The sequence below is a fragment of the Catellatospora sichuanensis genome (genome assembly GCF_007483665.1).
GTDB classification, from domain to species: domain Bacteria; phylum Actinomycetota; class Actinomycetes; order Mycobacteriales; family Micromonosporaceae; genus Catellatospora; species Catellatospora sichuanensis.
This window is the reverse complement of record NZ_VIQO01000033.1, coordinates 151,469-158,297: the sequence shown is the minus strand read 5'-3', so window position 1 is coordinate 158,297 and position 6,829 is coordinate 151,469. Positions and strand designations below refer to the sequence as shown.

The window sequence follows — 6,829 nt, the reverse complement described above, 5'->3', positions numbered from 1 at the left end:
TAGAGTTACGGCGGCCATGGCGGAGGGGAAACGCCCGGTAACATTCCGAACCCGGAAGCTAAGCCCTCCAGCGCCGATGGTACTGCAACGGGGACGTTGTGGGAGAGTAGGACGCCGCCGGACAAACGTTCCATACGAGGGCCTCCCCGCCAGGGGTAGGCCCTCGTGTGCGTTGTGCCGCCGATTTCCGGCAGCATCAGGAAGGATGTACCCGTGAACTCGAGTTCCAACGACAAGCCCGGACAGGACTCGTCCGGCCAGACCGGCCGCGGTGGCGGCGGGTCTCGCTCCGAGAGGGGCGGGTACGACCGTTCTCACGGCAAGCGTGAAGGTTTCCGGCGCGACGGCGACCGCGCCCGTGGTTTCGACGGCGGTTACGAGAAGCCGCGCAGCACCGGTGAGCGCGGCGCGCCCCGGCGTGACGGTGACGACCGCGGCGCTTCCCGCGCCGGCGGCGACCGTCGTGAGGGCGGCTTCCGCAGTGCCGGTGACCGTACCGGTGGTGACCGGGGCGGGTTCCGTGGTGGTGACCGGGACCGTGCCGGCGGCGGCGACCGCGGTGGCTTCCGTAGTGGCGGCGACCGTCCGAGCTACGGCGACCGTCCCGGCGGCAGCCGTGAGGGTGGTTTCCGTTCGGGCGGTGGCGCTGATCGTGGTGGGTTCTCCCGTGGTGGCGACCGTCCGAGCTACGGCGACCGCAGTGGCGGCAGCCGTGAAGGTGGTTTCCGCAGTGGCGGGGACCGTGAGCGTTTCGGTGGCGGTGAGCGCCGTGAGGGCGGCTTCCGCAGTGCCGGTGACCGTACCGGTGGTGACCGGGGCGGGTTCCGTGGTGGTGACCGGGACCGTGCCGGCGGCGGCGACCGCGGTGGCTTCCGCAGTGGTGGCGACCGTCCGAGCTACGGCGACCGTGCCGGCGGCAGCCGTGAGGGTGGCTTCCGCAGTGGTGGCGACCGTGCCGGCGGCGACCGCGGCGGGTTCTCCCGTGGTGGCGACCGTCCGAGCTACGGCGACCGCAGTGGCGGCAGCCGTGAAGGTGGTTTCCGCAGTGGCGGGGACCGTGAGCGTTTCGGTGGCGGTGAGCGCCGCGAGGGCGGCTTCCGTAGCGGTGGCGACCGTCCGAGCTACGGCGACCGTCCCGGCGGTAGCCGTGAGGGTGGTTTCCGCAGTGGTGGCGACCGTGCGGGTGGTAGCCGTGAGGGTGGCTTCCGTAGTGGTGGCGACCGTGCGGGTGGTAGCCGTGAGGGTGGTTTCCGCAGTGGTGGCGACCGTGCGGGTGGTAGCCGTGAGGGTGGTTTCCGCAGTGGTGGCGACCGTGCGGGCGGTAGCCGTGAGGGTGGCTTCCGCAGTGGTGGTGACCGTCCGAGCTACGGCGACCGTCCCGGCGGCAGCCGTGAGGGCGGGTTCCGCAGCGGCGGTGACCGTCCGAGCTACGGCGACCGTCCCGGCGGCAGCCGTGAGGGTGGCTTCCGCAGCGGCGGTGACCGGGATCGTGCCGGTGGCGACGACCGCGGTGGCTTCCGCAGTGGTGGCGACCGTGCCGGTGGCAGCCGTGAGGGCGGGTTCCGCAGTGGTGGCGACCGTGCCGGTGGCAGCCGTGAAGGCGGCTTCCGACGTCCGTCCGACGACCGCGGTGGCTACCGCAGTGGCGGATTCGGCGATCGCCCGGGTGGCAGCCGTGAGGGCGGCTTCCGCGGCGGTGACCGGGACCGTGCCGGTGGCGACCGTCGTGAGGGCGGCTTCCGTGGTGACCGTCCCGCCGGTGGCGACCGCACCGGCGGCAGCCGTGAGGGTGGTTTCCGTTCCGGTGGTGGCGACCGTGCCGGGTTCGCCGGTGGTGTCGACCGTGCCGGTGGCAGCCGCGAGGGCGGCTTCCGCAGTGGCGGCGACCGTGCGGGCAGCAGCCGTGAGGGTGGTTTCCGCAGTGGCGGCGACGACCGCGGCGCCGCCCGTGAGGGCGGCTTCCGCGGCGGTGACCGGGACCGTGCCGGTGGCGAGCGTCGTGAGGGCGGCTTCCGTGGCGGCGACCGCGAGCGGTCCGCCGAGGGCCGTGAGGGCACTGAGGCCCGCGAGTTCGCGGGTACGGGTCGCCCCGGCCCCGAACTGCCCGACGACATCACGCCGGCCGACCTCGACAACGAGGTGCGCGCCGAGCTCCTCTCCCTGGCCAAGCCGGTGGCGGACACCGTTGCACGACACCTCGTCGCGACCGGTCAGCTGATCGACGACGACCCGGAGAAGGCGCTGGAGCACGCGCTGGCCGCTCGGCGGCTGGCGTCGCGCATCGCGGTGGTCCGCGAGGCGGTCGGCCTGGCCGCGTACCAGACGGGTGACTGGGCGAGCGCGATCGCGGAGATCCGCACGTACCACCGGATGACCGGGCGGCAGACGCACCTGGCCGTGCTGGCCGACTGCGAGCGCGCGCTGGGCCGGCCGGAGAAGGCGATCGACCTGTTCCGCGGCGTCGAGCGCGACAAGCTGAGCCAGGGCGAGGCCCTCGAGCTGCTGATCGTGGCCGCGGGTGCCCGGGGTGACATGGGCCAGCACGAGGCGGCTGCGGCGATGCTGCAGGTGCGCGAGCTGACCATGGAGTCCACCGAGGACTGGTCGCCGCGTCTGCGGTACGCGTACGCCGATTCGCTGCTGGCGTCGGGGCGTACCGAGGAGGCTCGGGAGTGGTTCGCGAAGGCGGCCGCCGCCGACACCGACGCGGTGACCGATGCGGCCGAGCGGCTGCTCGAGCTGGACGGCGTCGAGATCGAGGACGAGTCCGAGACCGACGACGAGCCCGCCGACCGTCCCCGTGCCGCCTCGACCGAGGACGCCGACGCCGACGCCGACGCCGACGCCGATGACGAGGACGACCTCGACGACGAGGACGACGACGACCTCGACGAGGATGACGACGACGAGGACGACGAGGACGACGACCTCGACGAAGACGAAGACGAAGGCCGCGACGCCGGCGCCGTCGAGGACGACGACGACCTCGAGGACTTCGACGAGAAGCCCACGGCCGCCGACGCCGATGCCCCTGCCACGAAGGCGGAAGCAGACAAGTGACATCGCTCGTCGAGAACTATGACCTGGTCATATTCGATCTCGACGGCGTGCTTTACCTCATCGACCGCCCCATTCCCGGGGCGGTCGATGCGTTGGCGCGCCTCAGGGATCAGGGTATGACCGTGCGCTTCGCCACGAACAACGCCTCGCGCCGTGCGGCCGAGGTGGCGGCGCTGCTGCGCGGCATGGGCATCGCGGCCCAGCCGCAGGAGGTGCTGACCTCGGCCGGGGCAGCCGCTGCGCTGCTGGCGCAGCGGCTGGAGCCCGGCGCGCCGGTGCTCGTGCTGGGCGCGCCCGCGCTGCGGGGCGAGGTGACCGACGTCGGGCTGCGGCCGGTCGACAGCGCCGACGACAACCCTCGGGCGGTCGTCCAGGGCTTCGGCCCGGACCTCGGCTGGAAGCAGCTGGCGGAGGCGTGCGTGGCGATCCGGGCCGGGGCCTGGTGGGTGGCTACGAACACGGACCGGACCCTGCCGACGCTGCGCGGGCCGTTGCCGGGCAACGGCTCCCTGGTCGCGATGCTGGCGACCGCACTGGAGCGGGAGCCCGACGTGGTGGTGGGCAAGCCCGAGCCGGGCCTGTTCGCGACTGCGGCGGCGCAGGCGTCCGCGCGCCGCGTGCTGGTGGTCGGCGACCGGCTGGACACCGACATCGCCGGTGCGCATCGCGCCGGAATGGACAGCCTGCTGGTGCTCACGGGGGTCTCCACGGCCGTCGAGGCGGCCGCGGCGAGCGGTCCGCTGCGTCCGACGTACGTGTCGGCTGATCTGGGGGGCCTCTTCACGGCACCCGCGGTCCCGGCACTGTAGCGTTGGTCCGCGGAACGGTACGGGACGCTTGCGGTGTCCCAAACCGGGCATCAGTCGGCAGGAGAGGTGGTGACCGCTGTGGCGAGCAAGTCGGGCGAACCGATGCAGGACGTGGTTAAGGCGTACCTCGAGCTGGCCTTCGGGCTGACCGAGGCGTCGAAGAAGAAGGCGGAGAAGACCGTCAAGAAGGCGGCCAAGGAGCTGCTCGGCAAGAGCGGCGCGACCGCGGCCCAGCTGCAGACCATGGCGGAGGAACTGGTCACCACCGGGCTGCAGAACCGTGAGGCGATCACGCGCATCGTGCGCCTGGAGCTGGACCGTGCGCTCGGCCGGGTCGGCCTGGCCACCGCGGAGGAGGTCGCCACGCTGACCGCCCGCATCGAGGACCTCGAAGGCGAGCTGCGCGTGGCGAAGGCCGACCGGCCCGCGTCAACCACGAACGGCTCGTCGCCGATCGCCGCCGTCCCGGTGGCGAAGAAGGCCGTGGCGAAGAAGGCGGTCGCAGCCAAGCCCGCTCCGGCGGAGACGGCTGCCGCTCCCGTGAAGGCCGAGCCCGCCGTGAAGGCCGAGCCGGTGAAGGCCGAGCCGGTCACGACCACGCCGGCGGCGGTCGCCAAGCGGGTCAAGAAGGCCGCGCCCGTGGTGAAGGCCGCGCCGGCGAAGAAGGCGCCCGCGGCGAAGGCCGAACCCGTCCTGGAAGCCCCGATCAAGGGCGCCGCGGCGGCCCGCAAGCCGGCCAAGGTGGTGGCGAAGAAGACCGCGAAGACCGTGGCCGGCAAGGCCGTCGCCGGGATGGACGCTGCCGGGAAGGCGATGTCCGGCAGCCCCGAGCCGGTGGCTCCGGTCGCGTTCAGCTCCGCCCCGGACGTGCCGTTGGCCGCGAAGAAGGCTCCCGCCAGGAAGACCGCGGCCAAGAAGGCCCCCTCCGGCAAGGCGGCCACCGCGTGACCTCACCGCAGCTGCCGCTGTCGTTCTCGCCGTCGGTGCCGACGCCGCGTCCGATGCCGACACCGGCGACGCTCATGCCCGGGCCGACCGGCCACCACGCGGTGGACGCCGCGGTCCGGGCCGTGGCCAACGCCGCCGAGCTGCCGCTGTCCGAGCAGCTGGCGGCGTATGAGGCGGCGCACCGGACGTTGCGGGAAGTCCTGACCGCGATCGAGGCCTGACGCACATGGCACGTCGTACCCGCCTGGACGCGGAGCTGGTCCGTCGGGGGCTGGCCCGCTCCCGCGAGCAGGCCGGCGAGCTCATCGCCGCGGGCCGGGTCGAGGTCCGGGGCACCGTGGCGCACAAGGCCGCGGCCATGGTCGACCCGGCCGACGCGGTACGCGTCGTCGGCGAGTCCACCGGCGACGACTACGTCTCTCGGGGCGGGCACAAACTGGCCGGGGCGCTGGCCGCGTTCACACCGCTCGGGTTGGCCGTGGCCGGCCGCCGCTGCTTGGATGCGGGCGCCTCCACCGGTGGCTTCACCGACGTGCTGCTGCGCAACGGTGCGGCCGAGGTCGTCGCCGTGGACGTGGGCTATGGCCAGCTGGCCTGGTCGCTGCGCACCGACGAGCGGGTGAAGGTGTACGAGCGCACCAACGTGCGCACGCTCACGCCGGAGACGATCGGTGGCGTGGTCGGGCTGACCGTGGCCGACCTGTCGTTCATCTCGCTGCGGCTGGTGCTGCCCGCGCTGACCGCGTGCACCGACGGTGACCTGGTGCTGATGGTGAAGCCGCAGTTCGAGGTCGGCAAGGAGCGGGTCGGCACCGGCGGCGTGGTGCGCGATCCGGCGCTGCGGGCCGAGGCGGTGCTGGACGTGGCCGCCGCCGCGGGCACGGTCGGGCTGGGCGTGGCCGGGGTGACGGCGAGCCCGCTGCCCGGACCGTCAGGCAATGTGGAGTTCTTCGTATGGTTCCGGCGTGACGCACCCGCCCCCGCGGTGGACGACATCCGCGCCGTGGTGGAGGCTGGGGTGCCGATCGCACCCGACCCAGAGGACTGACTGCATGACGGAGCGCGTGGCGCTGCTGGTCACCCATACCGGCCGGAAGGACTCCACCGATCACGCCCGCACCGTGGCGCGGGACCTGATCGCGGCGGGGTTCAGCGTGCGGGTGGTGGCCGAGGAGGCCGAGGACCTGGACCTGTCCGGGGTGACGCCGATCTCGGGCGCGTGCGCCGCCCAGGGCGCGGAGATCGTGTTCGCGCTGGGCGGTGACGGCACCCTGCTGCGCGCGGCGGAGCTGGCCCGCCCGGAGGGGGCCCCGCTGCTGGGCATCAACCTCGGCAAGGTCGGCTTCCTGGCCGAAGCCGAGATCGCCGACCTGGACACGGCCGTGCGCGACGTGGTCGCGCGCGAGTACAGCGTCGAGGAGCGGCTCACCATCGACGTCACCGCGGAGCTGGCCGGCGAGGTGATCGCCGAGTCCTGGGCGCTCAACGAGGTCAGCGTCGAGAAGGGCAGCCGCGAGCGCATGCTCGAACTGCTGGTCGATGTGGACGGTCGCCCGCTGTCGCGCTACGGCTGCGACGGTGTGGTGTGCGCCACCCCGACCGGTTCGACGGCGTACGCCTTCTCGGCCGGCGGGCCCGTGGTGTGGCCGCGGGTGGAGGCGCTGCTGCTGGTGCCGATCAGCGCGCACGCGCTGTTCAGCCGCCCGCTGGTCACCGCGCCGGACTCGACGATCCAGATCACCATCGACCCGTACACCGAGCATGCGCTGATGAGCTGCGACGGCCGCCGGGTGTTCGGGCTGCCGCCGGGGGCGCAGGTCACGGTGCGGCGGGGCGCGCTGCCCGTCCGCGTGGCGCGGCTGCGGCCGCAGCCGTTCACCGACCGGCTGGTGGCCAAGTTCGGGCTGCCCGTGGAGGGCTGGCGCGCGCACGGCCAGCGGCACGCGACCGGCCACTGACGGCGTACCCGCGAATGTGGCGCGCGCTGCGGCGCAGCGCTCCCACCGGGCCGT

Annotated in this window: 6 protein-coding genes, 1 rRNA gene and 1 pseudogene; all 8 read left to right on the top strand. The window is 73.4% G+C overall.

Annotation, left to right across the window (positions count from 1 at the left end):
• The first annotated feature begins 6 nt into the window (after nucleotides 1-6).
• The 8 genes and pseudogenes from rrf (at nucleotide 7) to FLL47_RS36565 (ending at nucleotide 6,775) form a co-directional block, all read left to right on the top strand.
• Nucleotides 7-123: ribosomal RNA gene (gene rrf, locus FLL47_RS36600) — 5S ribosomal RNA — on the top strand.
• 295 nt (nucleotides 124-418) lie between these two features.
• Nucleotides 419-2,218 carry a hypothetical protein gene (locus tag FLL47_RS36595; RefSeq protein WP_144127241.1) on the top strand — a complete coding sequence of 600 codons (1,800 nt, stop codon included), beginning with the start codon at nucleotides 419-421 and terminating at the stop codon, nucleotides 2,216-2,218.
• On the top strand, nucleotides 2,173-3,060 hold the full coding sequence (locus FLL47_RS36590; RefSeq protein ID WP_342780390.1) for a Replicase polyprotein 1ab: 888 nt from the start codon (nucleotides 2,173-2,175) through the stop codon (nucleotides 3,058-3,060). The genes FLL47_RS36595 and FLL47_RS36590 overlap by 46 nt, the downstream gene beginning before the upstream one ends.
• Nucleotides 3,057-3,857 (top strand): annotated as a pseudogene (locus FLL47_RS36585) (HAD-IIA family hydrolase); the annotation flags it as partial. The gene FLL47_RS36590 and the pseudogene FLL47_RS36585, both read left to right, overlap by 4 nt.
• An 81-nt stretch (nucleotides 3,858-3,938) precedes the next feature.
• Nucleotides 3,939-4,817, top strand: a complete 879-nt coding sequence (locus tag FLL47_RS43335; protein ID WP_186316126.1) for a phasin family protein — start codon at nucleotides 3,939-3,941, stop codon at nucleotides 4,815-4,817.
• On the top strand, nucleotides 4,814-5,038 hold the full coding sequence (locus FLL47_RS36575; RefSeq protein ID WP_144127238.1) for a hypothetical protein: 225 nt from the start codon (nucleotides 4,814-4,816) through the stop codon (nucleotides 5,036-5,038). Before FLL47_RS43335 ends, FLL47_RS36575 begins: the two co-directional genes overlap by 4 nt.
• A gap of 5 nt (nucleotides 5,039-5,043) precedes the next feature.
• Entirely contained in the window at nucleotides 5,044-5,865 is an 822-nt protein-coding gene (locus tag FLL47_RS36570) for a TlyA family RNA methyltransferase (protein ID WP_144127237.1), read from the top strand.
• A gap of 4 nt (nucleotides 5,866-5,869) precedes the next feature.
• Nucleotides 5,870-6,775 (top strand): NAD kinase, encoded by a 906-nt coding sequence (locus tag FLL47_RS36565; protein ID WP_144127236.1) that lies wholly within the window; start codon nucleotides 5,870-5,872, stop codon nucleotides 6,773-6,775.
• Nucleotides 6,776-6,829 lie beyond the last annotated feature (54 nt).

Excerpts from the sequence above, each read along its gene's own strand:
- FLL47_RS36565 (WP_144127236.1), top strand. The coding sequence starts at position 5,870 with ATGACGGAGCGCGTGGCGCTGCTGGTCACCCATACCGGCCGGAAGGAC.
- FLL47_RS36570 (WP_144127237.1), top strand. The coding sequence starts at position 5,044 with ATGGCACGTCGTACCCGCCTGGACGCGGAGCTGGTCCGTCGGGGGCTG.